Source organism: Thalassococcus sp. BH17M4-6 (assembly GCF_049323015.1).
In the GTDB taxonomy this organism is placed as follows: Bacteria; Pseudomonadota; Alphaproteobacteria; order Rhodobacterales; family Rhodobacteraceae; genus Puniceibacterium.
In genome coordinates, this window is the sequence record NZ_JBMPGU010000006.1 from 125,629 (window position 1) to 138,802 (window position 13,174).

Consider the following 13,174-nt stretch of genomic DNA (forward strand, 5'->3'; position numbering starts at 1 on the left):
GCGGGCCGGGTCACAGCGCCTCGAGCGCCTCGGCCAGCCGCTCTGCCCCGTGGCGATAAGGGTCGACCGCGGGCAGGCCCATCCGTTTCTCGACCTCCGCGAGGTAGCTTTTCGCCTCGGCGTCGTTCATGTGCTGCGTGTTGATCGAAATCCCGGCCGCCTGGCAGCCGGAATTGACCACGCGGGCAAGTTGCAGCGACAGGTCGCGCACATCCTCGAGCGTCGGCAGGCTGTAGGTGGGCAGACCGCGCATGTGGCTGCGGGTCGGCTCATGGCACAGGATCAGCGCATCGGGCGCGCCGCCATGGATCAGCGCCAGCGACACACCCGAAAACGAGGCGTGGAACAGCGAGCCCTGCCCTTCGATCACGTCCCAGTGGTCGGGATCGTTGTCGGGCGTCAGCCATTCGATGGAGCCTGCCATGAAATCGGCGATCACCGCGTCCAGCGGCACGCCTTCGCCGGTGATCAGGATGCCGGTCTGGCCGGTGGCGCGGAAGGTGGATTTCATGCCGCGTTCGCGCATCGCCGCATCCAGCGCCAGCGTCGTGTACATCTTGCCCACCGAACAATCGGTGCCAACGGCCAGCACCCGTTTGCCGCTGCGCTTTTCACCGCTGGCGATGGGGTATTCGACCTCCGGGATGCGCACATCGTGCAAGCTGCGTCCGCAGGATTTGGCCACTTCGACCAGGTCGCGTTCGTTGCGCAGCAGGTTGTGCAGGCCCGAGGCCAGGTCGAATCCTTCCTCAAGCGCGGCGACCAGCACCTTTTTCCAGCCCTGACTGATCTTGCCGCCGCGATTGGCAACACCGATCACCAGCGTCTTGGCCCCGGCCGCCTTGGCCTCTTCCAGCGTCATGTCGGGCAGCTTCATGTCGGCCTTGCAGCCGTCCATGCGGAATTGCCCGACGCAATTGTCGGGGCGCCAGTCCTTGATGCCCTGCGCCACCTTGGCCGAAAGCGCATCGGGCGCGTCGCCCAGAAACAGCAGATACGGTGTCTCGATCATCGTGTCGTCCCCCTGTCGATTTGGCCGCCACGCTAACCGCAGCGCGGGGGCAATGTCTTTACCCAGGGCCAATTTTCTTTGCACGGTCGCATGAACAGGCAAGCACGGCCCGGCGGTGCAAAAGAAACGAGCATCCCGGCACAGTGTTCCCGCCCGGGGCCGTTTCGGCCCCGCAATGCTGCACCTGCAAATTATGCTTGCGCAGCATCGGGTCATTTTATAACCGGTATGCGACCGTACACGACATATCCTTTCAAGGAGAGCCCGATGTCCTTCCGTATCCAGCCTGCCCCCGTCGCCCGCCCGAACCGCTGTCAGCTGTTCGGCCCCGGCTCGCGCCCGGCGATCTTTGAAAAGATGGCGGCCTCGGCGGCGGATGTGATCAACCTCGATCTGGAGGATTCGGTGGCCCCCACCGACAAGGACAGCGCCCGCGCCAACGTGATCGAGGCCATCGGCGGCATCGACTGGGGCAAAAAGACGCTGAGCGTGCGGATCAACGGGCTGGACACGCCTTTCTGGTACCGCGACGTGGTGGACCTGCTGGAACAGGCGTCCGACCGGCTCGACATCATCATGATTCCCAAGGTCGGATGCGCTGCCGACCTTTACGCGGTCGACGCATTGGTCACCGCAGTGGAACGCGCCAAGGGCCGCGAGAAACCCATCGGGTTCGAGGTCATCATCGAATCCGCCGCCGGCATCAGCCATGTGGAAGAGATCGCCGCCGCCACCCCACGCCTGCAGGCGATGAGCCTGGGCGCCGCGGATTTCGCCGCTTCCATGGGCATGGCAACGACCGGCATCGGCGGGACGCAGGAAAACTACTACATGGCGCATGAGGGGGCGAAATACTGGTCCGATCCCTGGCACTGGGCGCAGGCCGCCATCGTCGCCGCCTGCCGCACCCACGGCGTGCTGCCGGTCGATGGTCCCTTCGGCGATTTTTCGGACGACGACGGCTTCCGCGCGCAGGCGCTGCGCTCGGCGACGCTCGGCATGGTCGGCAAATGGGCGATCCACCCCAAGCAGGTGGCGCTGGCCAATGAGGTCTTCACCCCGTCGGACGCCGCCGTCGCCGAAGCGCGCGAAATCCTCGCCGCGATGGAAGAGGCCAAGGCCAAGGGCGAAGGTGCCACGGTCTACAAGGGCCGCCTCGTGGACATCGCCAGCATCAAACAGGCCGAAGTGATCGTGAAACAATCCGAGATGATCGCGGGCTAGATCGCGGGTCGCCCTCCCGGCCACCGATTGAAAGATGCCTTGCTTGCGGCGACCAAGCTCTTCGGAGAGTGTCGGCAACGGGCAGGGAGAGGAAACGCCGGGTGAAAATAGTCTGTCTCAACGGCTGGGGAGGCAAGCTGCACGAGCCGCTTGTGTCCTACCTGCGCTGCAGCGACCCGGATATTCTCTGCCTGCAAGAGGTGATCCACAGCCCCGCCTCGAAGAAGGACTGGCTGACCTATCGGGATGGCGATCATGTCCTGCCGCAACGCGCCAATTTCTTTCGCGATGTCTCGGACGCGCTGCAAGATCACGTCGCGATCTTCTGCCCCGCGGCGCAGGGTGTGCTATGGGACGGAACGCAATCCGTACCGTCGCAATGGGGTCTGGCCACATTCGTGCGCCGCTCGTTCCCGATCATCGGCCAAGTGCAGGGCTTCGTTCACAAAGACTATTCCTCCAACGGTTTCGGCGACCACCCGCGCTCTCGCAACGCACATGGCGTCAGGGTGTTTGACGATACATCGCGCCGGACGGTCGGCGTCACCCATATGCACGGGTTGCGGGATCTCGCCGGCAAGATGGATACGCCCGACCGCGCGGCGCAGGCGCATAGGTTCCTCGATCTTTCCCGTCATGTCTCTGATGGCACGGACCTGGCGGTGGTTTGCGGTGACTTCAACGTCGAACCGGACAGCGAAACGCTCCGGATCCTGGCAAACGCGGGGCTTTGCGAACTGGTGACTGGACGCGGCTTTGCCGGCACGCGCAACGCGCAGTACAAGAAGCCCGGCCGCTTTGCCGACTACATGCTGGTGAACCGGGAAGAGGCTGTGAAATCCTTCGACGTGAACTATGAGCCCGAAGTGTCGGATCACTGCCCGCTGGTGCTCGAGCTATAGCCTGGCATCGCAACAGCAGGACGATGGTTTCCGGGCAGGAGCGGCCGACAGCAAGGCCATTCCTGAAAATACGCCCCTCTACCCGTTTCTGCGCTGAGGCAAACTCCGGAACCTTCAGGCAAACAAGCGACGACCCGACCAAATACCCGGTCGCGAACCGCTGAAATTTGTCTGGCTCGATCAGCCGGGCCGTCGCGCGTTCGCCGACCGTGGTCAGCCGATCAGGGCAAGGAAATGAACCAATCACCCTCGCGTGGGTTGATCTATCAACCCTGAGGAGCTTCGATGCAACAACCCGTGCGCCAGACGTCCGCCAACTTGTCCGCAAGATCGCTACCCGAGCCAGGAAAGGTTTCGATATCTGCGCCGCCTTTCACCGTCTCCTCAAGCAGCGAAACGTGACCTGATGTTCACCGAAATTGCCGCCCTCGACGTCATTCTGCGCGGCACCCTCCTCGCCCTCATCGGCCTGTTCTGGGTGGTGGTCTGCGTGCGCGTGATCGGGCTGCGCGCCTTCTCCAAGATGACGTCCTTCGACTTCGTGACCACCATCGCCATCGGGTCACTTCTCGCCGGATGCGTGCAAGCCTCAAGCTGGAGCGGGCTCCTGCAACCTCTGATCGCCATCACCGCGCTGCTCGGCATCCAGTACGCCGTATCCAGGATGCGCGCGGAGCGTGAAAGCTTCGAAGGGTTGATCGGCAACACCCCGACCCTGCTGATGCACAACGGAGAGTTCCAGGACGCCGCGCTCACCCGCACGCGCACGACCCGCAGCGACATCATCGCCAAACTGCGCGAGGCAAACGTCCTGCACCTCGAAGATGTGCGCGCCGTCGTGCTTGAAACCACCGGGGATATCTCGGTGCTGCACGGCGACGCCCTGGACGACATCCTCCTTGACGGGGTCAACCGCTCTGCCTGAGCCGCAACCGTCGCCGACCTGCAGCTGGGTACTGTCCTGCGTCCACAAACCTGCGCGCGACAAGCCGCCGACGCGAAAGGCCTAAGCCCTGTCATGACCACTGCAGTCCAGCGCCGGGACGATCAACCACCGTCGCAACGCCGAAGGACGTCCCGCAATAAGCCAGACAACCCGGCAAGTTTTTTCAAAGGAGGTTTGGTGGAGCCTAGGGGGATCGAACCCCTGACCTCTTGCATGCCATGCAAGCGCTCTCCCAGCTGAGCTAAGGCCCCGAAGTTGGCGCCGGAGCGCCGTGTGCGGCTTCGATTACGCAAAGCCGGGGGTGGGATCAAGGGAAAAATCCGCCCCCTCGCACAAACCTTTAGTCGTCGTCGCTGGCCACGTCGGCGATCTCGTCCAGAGAGACGTTATCGTCGTCGTCCTCGTCCTCCAGCACATCATCGTCGTCCAGATCCACGTCGATGTCGTCATCCTCGACAACCGCATCCTCCTCGGTCTCCTTGACCTTGGACTTGCTGCGCGCGCCATCGGCCGCGTCAGCGGCGATCATGCTGCGTTTGGAGGTGTCGACCTCGACCTCTTCGCCCGTGTAGGGGCTGATGATCGGGCTCTTGTTGAGGTCATAAAACCGCTTGCCGGTGGTCGGGCAAACACGCTTGACGCCCCATTCTTCCTTGGGCATGGGAAGTCCCCTTTAATCTGGTGGTCCTGTGGACGATCCGGGGCAAGTGCCATAACACTCCGGCAGTGTCAAAGGCTTTGACGCCCGGCTTATCGAGGTCCGCTATATGGGTGACGTGACGCTTCCCGGCAACCCCCCGATCGCGGTGATTTTGCGCCGCTCCGCCCGCGCGCGGCGGCTAAGCCTGCGGCTGTCGCAGCTCGATGGGCGGGTGACGCTGACCCTGCCGCGCCGCCTGCCCGAGCGCGAGGCCCTGGCGTTTCTGCGCGAAAAGGAACCCTGGCTGCGCGGTCACCTGGCCGCGCGCTGCGCCGATGTGCAGGTCGGCCCCGGCGCGCTGCTGCCGGTGGCGGGGCGGGACCGCCGGATCCTGCCCGCAGAGGGCCGCAGCCTGCGCCTGACCGACGACGCGCTGCTGGTGCCGGGGCCCGAGGCGCGAATCGCCGCGCGGGTTCAGGGCTGGCTCAAGGCCCAGGCGCGCGACCGGCTGGCCGCGGCATCGGACCGCTACGCGGGCCTGCTGGGGCGGCCCTATACCAAACTCACGCTGCGCGACACACGCTCGCGCTGGGGGTCGTGCTCGTCGACCGGAGGGCTGATGTATTCCTGGCGGCTGATCCTTACACCGCCCGAGGTGCTGGACTATGTCGCCGCCCACGAGGTCGCGCATCTTGCCGAGATGAACCATTCGCCCGCCTTCTGGTCCACGGTCACACAGCTGTACGGCGACTGGCACGCGCCGCGCCGATGGCTGCGCGAACACGGCGCCGGGCTGCACCGCTATCGCTTTGACGATTGACCGCCGGTGATTTTGTGATCACGATCCCGCCATGCTGGCCTCACCCCGCCTGACCGACCTGCCGCCCTCGGCGCATGACCGCGTGTACCGCGGCCTGCGCACGCGCATCATGCTGGGCCAGATCGCCCCGGGTCAGGCGCTGACCCTGCGCGGCATCGGGCGCGAATTCGAGGTCTCGATGACGCCGGCGCGCGAAGCGGTGCAGCGGCTGGTGGCCGAAGGCGCGCTGTCGATGTCGAACTCGGGCCGCGTGCAGACCCCGGAACTCAGCCAGGAACGGATCGAGGAGCTGGCCGCCCTGCGCGCCCTGATCGAGGTGGAGCTGGCCAGCCGCGCCCTGCCCCGCGCGCATATCGCGCTCATCGACCGGCTGCAGGCGATCAACGGCACCATCGCCGACGTGGTCAGCAACCGCGACGCTGTCGGCTATATCCGTACCAACCTGGAATTTCACCGCGCGCTCTACCTGCGCGCCCAGGCCCCGGCGATGCTGGCGATGGCCGAAACCGTCTGGCTGCAACTGGGCCCGACCATGCGCGCTCTTTACGGCCGCCTGCGCCGGACCGAGGCGCCGCAATACCACCGGCTGATCATCGCCGCTCTCAAGGCCGGAGACGAACCCGGCCTGCGCCTCGCAGTCCGCTCCGACGTCACCCAGGGCTTGCGGATGCTGGCGGGCTGACCCGCCCCTTCTTCTTGGCTGAAACTCCAGAGAGCACGAGAGACAGCGTCTCTCGTATCGCCCGCACGGGCGATCCTGCCGCGGCTTACGCCGCCAGCCCCTTGGCGCCGATGGCCAGGAACTTTTCCCGCCGTCCGCGGATCAGCTGCTTGGGTTTGACATCTTCCATCTCGCCCAGCATCGCCGCAATCGCCGCCCCCACGGAGGCGATGGTGCCGCCGGGATCGCGGTGCGCGCCGCCCAAGGGTTCCGGGATCACCCGGTCGGCCACACCCAGCCGGACCAGGTCCTGCGCGGTCAGGCGCAGCGCCTCGGCAGCCTCGCGCATCTTCTCCGCGTCCTTCCAAAGGATCGACGCGCAGCCCTCGGGCGAGATCACCGAATAGACCGAATGTTCCAGCATCGCGACGCGGTTGGCGGTGGCAAAGGCCACGGCGCCGCCCGATCCGCCTTCGCCGATGATCACGGTGACCAGCGGCACGCCGATCTGCAGGCATTTTTCCGTGGCCCGGGCGATCGCCTCGGACTGGCCGCGTTCTTCCGCGCCCTTGCCGGGGTAGGCGCCGGGCGTGTCGACCAGCGTGATCACCGGCAGCGAAAACTTGTCGGCCATCTCCATCAGCCGCACCGCCTTGCGATAGCCTTCGGGTCGGGCCATGCCGAAGTTCCGCGCGATGCGGCTTTTGGTGTCGTTGCCCTTTTCGTGGCCAAGCACCACCACAGGCTGGTCGTGAAACCGCGCGAGGCCGCCCATCACCGCCTCGTCCTCGGCGAATTTCCGGTCTCCGGCCAGCGGCATGTATTCGGTAAAGAGCGCGTCGATATAGTCGCGGCAATGCGGACGCTCGGGGTGCCGCGCCACCTGGCATTTGCGCCACGGTGTCAGCTTCTTGTAAAGCTCGTGCAACAGATCCTCGGCCTTGCGGTCCAGCGCGCTTGCCTCGGCTTCGATATCCATCTCTTCGTTGGCGCGGGCCATCGCGCGCAGCTCTTCCGCCTTGCCTTCGATCTCGGCCAGCGGTTTCTCAAAATCGAGGTAGTGGGTCATCTGCGCCCTCATGTCGTTTGCCGCTATATGGCGCGGGCGGGGCGGGGATGCAAGAAAGCGCCGCCCGGTCAGCCCCCGCCAGGCAGCAGCACCGGCAGCAGCGACGCGACCAGCAGCAGCGCCATGATGCGGTTGAACCAGCGCAGCCGCGCGGGACGCGACAACAGCCGCCGCACCTGCTGGCCCAGCAGAACCCATGTGCTGGTCGAGATCACGCCGCAGGCCACATAGGCCCCCGCCACCCACAGCACCGCGCCCAGATCGCGGCTGGTGGCGTAGAGCGTGATGGCCGACAGGCCCATCGACCAGGCCTTGGGATTGACCCATTGAAACGCCGTGGCCTGCAAAAAGGTGAAGGGGCGCCCTTCGGCCTGCGCGTCACGGGGCGGCGCGGCGTTGGCGATCTTCCAGGCGAGATAAAGCATGTAGAGGACCGACAGCCCCTTGAGCAGCAGATAGCTGGGCGGCCAGAGGTCGAAAATCTGCATCACCCCCAGTCCCACCAGCACCACCATCGCCGGAAAGCCAAGGCCAACCCCTAGCATATGCGGCAGGCTGCGGCGAAAGCCGAAATTCGCCCCCGATGCCAGCAGCATCAGGTTGTTCGGCCCGGGCGTGGCCACGGTCACGAAGGCAAAGGTCAGGAGCGGGATCAGCAATTCGGGCGTCATGGACGCAACTATTGACGAAATCGTACGCCGCTTGATTGCAAAATGCGGCAATCTCAGCCATCACTTGCAACAAATGATCTCTTTGGATAACATAGACCGCAGGATATTGCAGGAACTGATCCGCGACGGCCGGATCAGCAACCTGGCCCTCTCGGACCGCGTGGGCCTCTCGCCCTCGGCCTGCCTGCGCCGGGTCACGGCGCTGGAACGGACGGGGGTGATCAGCGGCTACCGCGCGGTGCTCAGCCCCGAAAAGACAGGCATCGGTTTCGTGGCTTACGTGACCGTAGGCCTCAGCCAGCACACCAAGGCCGCGCAAGAGGCATTCGAGCGCGCCATCGCCCGCAGTCCCGAGGTTCGCGAATGCCACAACATCACCGGATCGGTGGAGTACCTGTTGCGGATCGAGGCGGAAAACCTGAGCGCCTACAAGCATTTCCATACCGAAGTTCTGGGCACCCTGCCGCAGGTCAACGCGATCACGTCCTACGTGGTCATGGGATCACCAAAGGATGAACGGGCCTGAGCCGCCGGCGGCTCGACACCCCTGCCGGGCTGGGCTAACAGGTTTCGCATGAAGTCGCTGATATCCCTTCGCAATTGCCTGCTGGCGCTGACCCTTCTTGCGCTCTCGGCCTGCGCCTCGCCCCCGGTGGGCCCCGCCGCGCAGCCCGACGCGCAAAAGATCGAGTCTCTGGCCCGCGCCATCGTGGCCCTGGGCCCCGAGATCGACCCAGAAGAGGCGCGCCGCGCAGCGCGCGTGGCAGTGGAATACCCCCGGCGGCTGATGGTCGAATACCAGATCACCGATCCGCCGCTGCGCCACAACATGAAGGTGAATGCCGGGCTCAAACCCCGGGGGCTGTGCTGGCACTGGGCCCGCGATCTGGGGGCGCGGATGGAGCAGGAGGATTTCCAGTCCCTCGACATTCTGCACGCCATCGCCAACTACAAGGTGCCGTTCCGGATCGAACACAGCTCGATCATCATCGCGGCGCGCGGCGACGACATCTATGACGGGCTGGTGCTGGATCCCTGGCGCTATGGCGGCACGCTGTACTATGGCCCGACCCTGCAGGACGAGCTTTATCCCTGGCGCCCCAGGGCCGAGGTCTTTGCCGAAAAGCGCCGCGACAAGGGCGAGGATCTGGGCGAACCGGTCACCGGCTTCTGAGCCTCAGGTGATCAGGTTGTCGATCATCGCGACGGTGCGCCGGGTGAAGGCGTGCAGCACCAGCTGCAATTCTTCGATTCGGACAGGTTCCACGTCGAAATGATCCGCGCCGCTTTCCAGCAGTCTTATCCCTTCGTCCCGGGTCTGGTCGTTCAGCAGGACGATGATAGGCGTCACGTGATTGTCACGGCGCAGGTCTATGCAAAGCTCACGCACCGCATCGACCGGCAGGTCGTCCATGATCAGCAGCGCCGACACCATCGCACTGGCGAAGAGGTTGCGCGCCTCCTGCGCGGAGGCGGCCAGAATCGGCAGGTAGCCGCGACAGGACAGACACTGGAAAAGCACCGTGCCCGGCACCTCTGCGGTGCCAAGAATGACAATCGTCTCTCCCCCGACCGGGGGCGGATTTGAGTGCTTTTTCACGCGTTCGCCGCCATCTTGAGGGCCGCGGCCCGAAGATAGGCCTGAGTTGTCGTTATGGCTGTGTCCGGCCCCGAAAGAAGGGCGGTGCCGACCAGAACCCCGTTATAGCCGCAATCGATGGCGCGCGATACCGCCTTGGTTGTGGTCAGGCCCGACGCGCTGACCAGCAGCCCGGCATGGCCGGCGCGGGCCTGCGCATAAAGCGCCTCGCTCTGTTCGATCCCGCCGTCATCGGTTTCCTTGCTGCGGATGTCGCGGTTGTTGACGGCCAGGATCGCGTCCTGCGGCAGGCGCAGCCCGTCCAGTTCCGCGGGTGTCGCCGCCTCAACGAACGGGGTCAGGCCAAGGCTCAGCGCCGCATCGGCCAGCCGCAGGATGTCCGCCCGCCGCAACAGCGCGCAGGTCAGCAGCACCGCGCTGGCCCCCGCCTCGGCAGAGGCGTCGAGGTGGCGCTGCGAGGTGATGAAATCCTTGCGCAGGACCGGCAGACCGGTGGCGGCCATTTCCGCGACCATGCCAAGGTTACCGCCGTGCCAGGCCCCGGTCGTGACCGACAGGCAGGGTGCGCCCGCATCGGCATAATCACGGGCGACCCCTGCCACCGTCCGGGCCGCCAGAAGCGGCCCGACCTTGGGCGAATTGGGCTTGATCTCGGCAATGAGCGGCGCGCGCGCCCCCGCAAGGGCGGCGTGAAACGCCAGCGTCATGCGACACGCTCCAGCTTTTTCACCTCGGACCTGGCAAAGGCCTGGGCCTGTTCCAGCTTGTCGAAGGGCGCGCCGGATTTCAGGCAATCGAGCGCCAGCCGCGTGCCGGTACGCAGATCGCTGGCGACCCCGCCCGCATAAAGTGCGACCCCGGCGTTGAGCGCGACGGTTTCGGTGCAGGCGCGGTTGCCCTGCCCTTTCAGCACCGCCGTCATGATTTCGATATTGGTGTCCAGGTCACCGCCTTGCAGGTCGTTGAGGCAGCTGCGCTCCAGCCCCATGTCGACGGGATCCAGGTGGTTGGCCTGCAGCTCTGCCGCCCAAAGCCAGCGATTGGGGCCGATGCTCAGGAATTCGTCCACGCCCAGCTTTGAGTGCACCAGCAGCGACGGGATGCCCAGCGTCTTGGCGATGCTGTGGATCTGCTCGAACAGCCGCGGCGTCGACACGCCGATCACATGGGCGCGCATCTGGTAGGGGCAGATCAGCGGCCCCAGACCATTCACGAACCGCCCGATGACCTTGAAGTTCAGCGGCATGGCGGCAATCGCCAGACGCTTGCAGATCGGCGCGTAGCGCTGCGGAGAGGCGAAGGCCAACCCGGTTTCCGCCAGCATCGCGTCGGTAAAGTCGTCCGACGCCGACCGCGCCAGCCCCAGTGCGTTCAGGATATCGCCCGACCCGACCGAGGACGAATAGGCCGACGATCCGGATTTGAGGACCTTGCCGCCCGCCGCCGCGACGACAAAGGCCGACGTGGTCGAGATATTGAATGTCGAAGGGCCGCCCCCGGTGCCGACGATGTTGACAGCCTCGCGCGCGGCGGGCAGCGCCACCGGAGGATAGGTGTCGCGGATGTAGCGCACAAAGCTGCGCATCATCGTGTCATCCGAGGGGGCCGCCGAAAGCGCCGCCAGCACGGCAACGGTTTCGGCCTTGGTGCGAAGACCACGATCCGTGGCCTGCCAGTAGGCCAACATGGCGTCTTCGGTCGGTTTCCGGCCTGCGATCACGGCCGCGGCAGTTTGGTCCGGCGTCATGGTCTTCGCTCCTTTTTCTGGTTGGGGAAATGGGATCAGGCGGCGGCGGCCTGCTTGCTGTCGATCATCGCCTCGATCATGCCGATGGTGCGGTAAAGATCGGCGTCCAGCTCGTCGGGGGTGATGTTCAGGTTGTATTCGCCTTCGAGGAACGCGATCAGCTTGAGCACGCCCAGGCTGTCGACGATGCCGGTGTCGATCAGGTCCAGATCGGCGGTCAGCTGCTCGGGCGGGACGTCCATGGCGAATTCTTCGGAAATGAAGTTGCGGAGGGCTTGGTAAGACATTGGGAAACTCCTTTTTGATGTCTTGGGGGGAGGATGGTGGCCGTCAGGCGAGGGCCGTGGGTTGGCAGTTCTGCGCCAGAAGGCGCCTGCAGGCTTTCCCGTTGGAGTTCTTGGGAACCTCCATCAGGGAAATCGTGAAATTGCGGGGGATCGCGGCGGCGGGCAGCCGCTTCATCAGGTGCAGCCGCAGATCGAGGCTGTTGAGTCCGTCGCATTGCGAGGTGACCCAGGCGTTCAGAACCTTGCCGTCGCCGGACCGGGTGACAAAGCTCGTCGCCTCGTCCACCCCGGCGTGGGATTGCAGGGCGATGTCGACCTCGTTGAGGTCGACGCGCACGCCGCTCAGCTTTACAACCGAGTCGTTGCGCCCGATGAAATGCACAAGGCCCGACATGTCGCGCCGCACCTGGTCGCCCGACCGGTAGTAGCGTTTGCCCCGGTGCATCACGGTGGCGCGGGCGGTCAGCACCGGATCGGAATAGCCGCGCATCATCGTCGGACAACAGACCCAAAGCTCGCCTTCGCCGGGGCCGTAGATCTCTTTCCCTTCGGCATCGGCCAGCAGGAAATCGACATACGGCAGCTTGCGGCCCAGTGGCAGCGGATCGGGGGTGTTCTGGCGCGGCACCTCGTAAAAGAACGTGTCGTTGGTTTCGGTGCAGCCGTAGATGTTGAGGAAGCGCGCGTTGGGAAACAGCCGGAAGAGCCGCTGCAGCGTCTTGCCCGGCATCGGCTCCCCGGCGAAGAGGACGTTGCGCACCTGCGGCAGGGTCTGATCGCCTGCCGCTTCGGCCACCAGCTTCAGAGCCGACGGCGCGGAATGCCAAACCGTAACGCCCGCGTCCTGCATCATCGAGATGAGTTTTGCCCCGTTGCGGGCGGTCTTGGCGTCTGCCAGGACCAGATCGGCCCCTGACATGAGCGAGGCGTAGATATCGAGGAACGACAGATCAAAGGCAAAGGGCGCGTGGCTGAGCAGGCAATCGTCGATCCGCAGCGCCAGTTCGTCCACTGCCCAGTCCTGGAAGAGGTGCAGTGCATGCGCCTCGATCTCGACCCGCTTGGGTTTACCGGTGGAGCCAGAGGTGTGCAGCACCGCCGCCAGGTTCTGCTGCGACACCGCGACCTGCGGCTGCGTGCGGCCCGCATCCGGCGCAGGCGCGCCGATCTGGGACAGGTCGACCAGCGGCACACCGGCCGCGCGAGCCCAGCCCGCCAGCATCGGTTCGGTCGAGGCATCGACCACCAGCGCACGCGGTTGCAGGTCAGTCAGGATATCGCTCAACCGGCCCTCAGGATGGGTCGGGTCGAGCGGCGCATAGGCGCAGCCGGTGGACAGCACCGCCAGAACCGCCGCCAGACAATCGGGCGACTTTCCCGCGCAGATCGCGACGGTCTGTTCGGTCAGCGGGCCGGGCCCCGGCAGGTGGTCGCGAATGTGATCGGTCAGCGCCAGCAACTCGCGGTGGCTCACCTGCCGGTCGCCCGAGGCGATGATCGCCGCCTCCGGGGTCTTGTCCATCTCGGTGCGGATGCGTTCGAAAAACGCCCGGGTGCCGATGATCTGAAAGTTCTGGTGATGCAGCATGGGTCTC

At 65.3% G+C, this 13,174-nt stretch carries 16 protein-coding genes and 1 tRNA gene; 7 read left to right on the forward strand and 10 right to left on the reverse strand.

All coding sequences use genetic code 11. The features are described from left to right. Positions 1-10: 10 nt before the first annotated feature. Entirely contained in the window at positions 11-1,012 is a 1,002-nt protein-coding gene (gene dgcN, locus ACOXXX_RS10665; RefSeq protein WP_422826559.1) for an N-acetyltransferase DgcN, read from the reverse strand. A 267-nt stretch (positions 1,013-1,279) separates the two neighbouring features. On the opposite strand from dgcN, the gene ACOXXX_RS10670 reads away from it, so the two are divergent. The 3 genes from ACOXXX_RS10670 to ACOXXX_RS10680 all read left to right on the forward strand — a co-directional run bounded on the left by ACOXXX_RS10670 (position 1,280) and on the right by ACOXXX_RS10680 (position 4,063). Further along, complete coding sequence (locus ACOXXX_RS10670) at positions 1,280-2,236, forward strand: L-malyl-CoA/beta-methylmalyl-CoA lyase (RefSeq protein WP_422826560.1); 957 nt, start codon at positions 1,280-1,282, stop codon at positions 2,234-2,236. A 101-nt stretch (positions 2,237-2,337) separates the two neighbouring features. Then, on the forward strand, positions 2,338-3,138 hold the full coding sequence (locus ACOXXX_RS10675; RefSeq protein WP_422826561.1) for an endonuclease/exonuclease/phosphatase family protein: 801 nt from the start codon (positions 2,338-2,340) through the stop codon (positions 3,136-3,138). A gap of 406 nt (positions 3,139-3,544) precedes the next feature. After that, positions 3,545-4,063: a DUF421 domain-containing protein gene (locus ACOXXX_RS10680; protein WP_422826562.1), complete on the forward strand. Its 519-nt coding sequence runs from the start codon at positions 3,545-3,547 to the stop codon at positions 4,061-4,063. A gap of 196 nt (positions 4,064-4,259) precedes the next feature. On the opposite strand, the gene ACOXXX_RS10685 is transcribed toward ACOXXX_RS10680, so the two are convergent. Continuing rightward, a tRNA-Ala gene (locus tag ACOXXX_RS10685) sits at positions 4,260-4,335 on the reverse strand. 89 nt (positions 4,336-4,424) lie between these two features. Continuing rightward, positions 4,425-4,745: a TIGR02300 family protein gene (locus tag ACOXXX_RS10690; RefSeq protein ID WP_422826563.1), complete on the reverse strand. Its 321-nt coding sequence runs from the start codon at positions 4,743-4,745 to the stop codon at positions 4,425-4,427. 106 nt (positions 4,746-4,851) lie between these two features. Between ACOXXX_RS10690 and ACOXXX_RS10695 the strand changes: the two genes are divergently transcribed. Both ACOXXX_RS10695 and ACOXXX_RS10700 read left to right on the forward strand, forming a co-directional pair. Next, the gene (locus tag ACOXXX_RS10695) at positions 4,852-5,544 is read left to right on the forward strand and encodes a M48 family metallopeptidase (protein ID WP_422826564.1); all 693 of its coding nucleotides are present in this window, start codon (positions 4,852-4,854) and stop codon (positions 5,542-5,544) included. Positions 5,545-5,575: 31 nt separating this feature from the next. Further along, complete coding sequence (locus tag ACOXXX_RS10700; RefSeq protein ID WP_422826565.1) at positions 5,576-6,226, forward strand: GntR family transcriptional regulator; 651 nt, start codon at positions 5,576-5,578, stop codon at positions 6,224-6,226. A gap of 85 nt (positions 6,227-6,311) precedes the next feature. On the opposite strand, the gene ACOXXX_RS10705 is transcribed toward ACOXXX_RS10700, so the two are convergent. After that, positions 6,312-7,274: an acetyl-CoA carboxylase carboxyltransferase subunit alpha gene (locus tag ACOXXX_RS10705; RefSeq protein WP_422826566.1), complete on the reverse strand. Its 963-nt coding sequence runs from the start codon at positions 7,272-7,274 to the stop codon at positions 6,312-6,314. A 68-nt stretch (positions 7,275-7,342) separates the two neighbouring features. Then, positions 7,343-7,945, reverse strand: a complete 603-nt coding sequence (locus ACOXXX_RS10710) for a LysE family translocator (protein WP_422826567.1) — start codon at positions 7,943-7,945, stop codon at positions 7,343-7,345. A 73-nt stretch (positions 7,946-8,018) separates the two neighbouring features. On the opposite strand from ACOXXX_RS10710, the gene ACOXXX_RS10715 reads away from it, so the two are divergent. Further along, complete coding sequence (locus ACOXXX_RS10715; protein WP_422826568.1) at positions 8,019-8,471, forward strand: Lrp/AsnC family transcriptional regulator; 453 nt, start codon at positions 8,019-8,021, stop codon at positions 8,469-8,471. Positions 8,472-8,519: 48 nt separating this feature from the next. Further along, on the forward strand, positions 8,520-9,119 hold the full coding sequence (locus ACOXXX_RS10720) for a hypothetical protein (RefSeq protein ID WP_422826569.1): 600 nt from the start codon (positions 8,520-8,522) through the stop codon (positions 9,117-9,119). Positions 9,120-9,122: 3 nt separating this feature from the next. Here ACOXXX_RS10720 and ACOXXX_RS10725 read toward each other — a convergent pair whose 3' ends face one another. Genes ACOXXX_RS10725 through ACOXXX_RS10745 form a run of 5 tightly spaced genes read right to left on the reverse strand, consistent with a single transcriptional unit; the run spans position 9,123 to position 13,167 of the window. Continuing rightward, on the reverse strand, positions 9,123-9,545 hold the full coding sequence (locus ACOXXX_RS10725; protein WP_422826570.1) for a hypothetical protein: 423 nt from the start codon (positions 9,543-9,545) through the stop codon (positions 9,123-9,125). After that, positions 9,542-10,252: a hypothetical protein gene (locus ACOXXX_RS10730; protein ID WP_422826571.1), complete on the reverse strand. Its 711-nt coding sequence runs from the start codon at positions 10,250-10,252 to the stop codon at positions 9,542-9,544. The genes ACOXXX_RS10725 and ACOXXX_RS10730 overlap by 4 nt, the downstream gene beginning before the upstream one ends. Continuing rightward, a complete protein-coding gene (trpD, locus tag ACOXXX_RS10735) occupies positions 10,249-11,292 on the reverse strand; it encodes an anthranilate phosphoribosyltransferase (RefSeq protein ID WP_422826572.1) in 1,044 nt (347 codons plus the stop codon). The genes ACOXXX_RS10730 and trpD overlap by 4 nt, the downstream gene beginning before the upstream one ends. A gap of 35 nt (positions 11,293-11,327) precedes the next feature. After that, entirely contained in the window at positions 11,328-11,579 is a 252-nt protein-coding gene (locus ACOXXX_RS10740; protein ID WP_422826573.1) for an acyl carrier protein, read from the reverse strand. A gap of 43 nt (positions 11,580-11,622) precedes the next feature. Beyond that, the gene (locus ACOXXX_RS10745) at positions 11,623-13,167 is read right to left on the reverse strand and encodes an AMP-binding protein (RefSeq protein ID WP_422826574.1); all 1,545 of its coding nucleotides are present in this window, start codon (positions 13,165-13,167) and stop codon (positions 11,623-11,625) included. Between the last annotated feature and the right edge of the window lie 7 nt (positions 13,168-13,174).

What these genes read in the sequence shown, in the direction of transcription:
- dgcN (WP_422826559.1), bottom strand. Translation starts at nt 1,012, where the DNA reads ATGATCGAGACACCGTATCTGCTGTTTCTGGGCGACGCGCCCGATGCG.
- ACOXXX_RS10670 (WP_422826560.1), top strand. Translation starts at nt 1,280, where the DNA reads ATGTCCTTCCGTATCCAGCCTGCCCCCGTCGCCCGCCCGAACCGCTGT.
- ACOXXX_RS10680 (WP_422826562.1), top strand. Translation starts at nt 3,545, where the DNA reads ATGTTCACCGAAATTGCCGCCCTCGACGTCATTCTGCGCGGCACCCTC.
- ACOXXX_RS10690 (WP_422826563.1), bottom strand. Translation starts at nt 4,745, where the DNA reads ATGCCCAAGGAAGAATGGGGCGTCAAGCGTGTTTGCCCGACCACCGGC.
- ACOXXX_RS10695 (WP_422826564.1), top strand. Translation starts at nt 4,852, where the DNA reads ATGGGTGACGTGACGCTTCCCGGCAACCCCCCGATCGCGGTGATTTTG.
- ACOXXX_RS10700 (WP_422826565.1), top strand. Translation starts at nt 5,576, where the DNA reads ATGCTGGCCTCACCCCGCCTGACCGACCTGCCGCCCTCGGCGCATGAC.
- ACOXXX_RS10705 (WP_422826566.1), bottom strand. Translation starts at nt 7,274, where the DNA reads ATGACCCACTACCTCGATTTTGAGAAACCGCTGGCCGAGATCGAAGGC.
- ACOXXX_RS10710 (WP_422826567.1), bottom strand. Translation starts at nt 7,945, where the DNA reads ATGACGCCCGAATTGCTGATCCCGCTCCTGACCTTTGCCTTCGTGACC.
- ACOXXX_RS10715 (WP_422826568.1), top strand. Translation starts at nt 8,019, where the DNA reads ATGATCTCTTTGGATAACATAGACCGCAGGATATTGCAGGAACTGATC.
- ACOXXX_RS10720 (WP_422826569.1), top strand. Translation starts at nt 8,520, where the DNA reads ATGAAGTCGCTGATATCCCTTCGCAATTGCCTGCTGGCGCTGACCCTT.
- ACOXXX_RS10730 (WP_422826571.1), bottom strand. Translation starts at nt 10,252, where the DNA reads ATGACGCTGGCGTTTCACGCCGCCCTTGCGGGGGCGCGCGCGCCGCTC.
- trpD (WP_422826572.1), bottom strand. Translation starts at nt 11,292, where the DNA reads ATGACGCCGGACCAAACTGCCGCGGCCGTGATCGCAGGCCGGAAACCG.
- ACOXXX_RS10740 (WP_422826573.1), bottom strand. Translation starts at nt 11,579, where the DNA reads ATGTCTTACCAAGCCCTCCGCAACTTCATTTCCGAAGAATTCGCCATG.
- ACOXXX_RS10745 (WP_422826574.1), bottom strand. Translation starts at nt 13,167, where the DNA reads ATGCTGCATCACCAGAACTTTCAGATCATCGGCACCCGGGCGTTTTTC.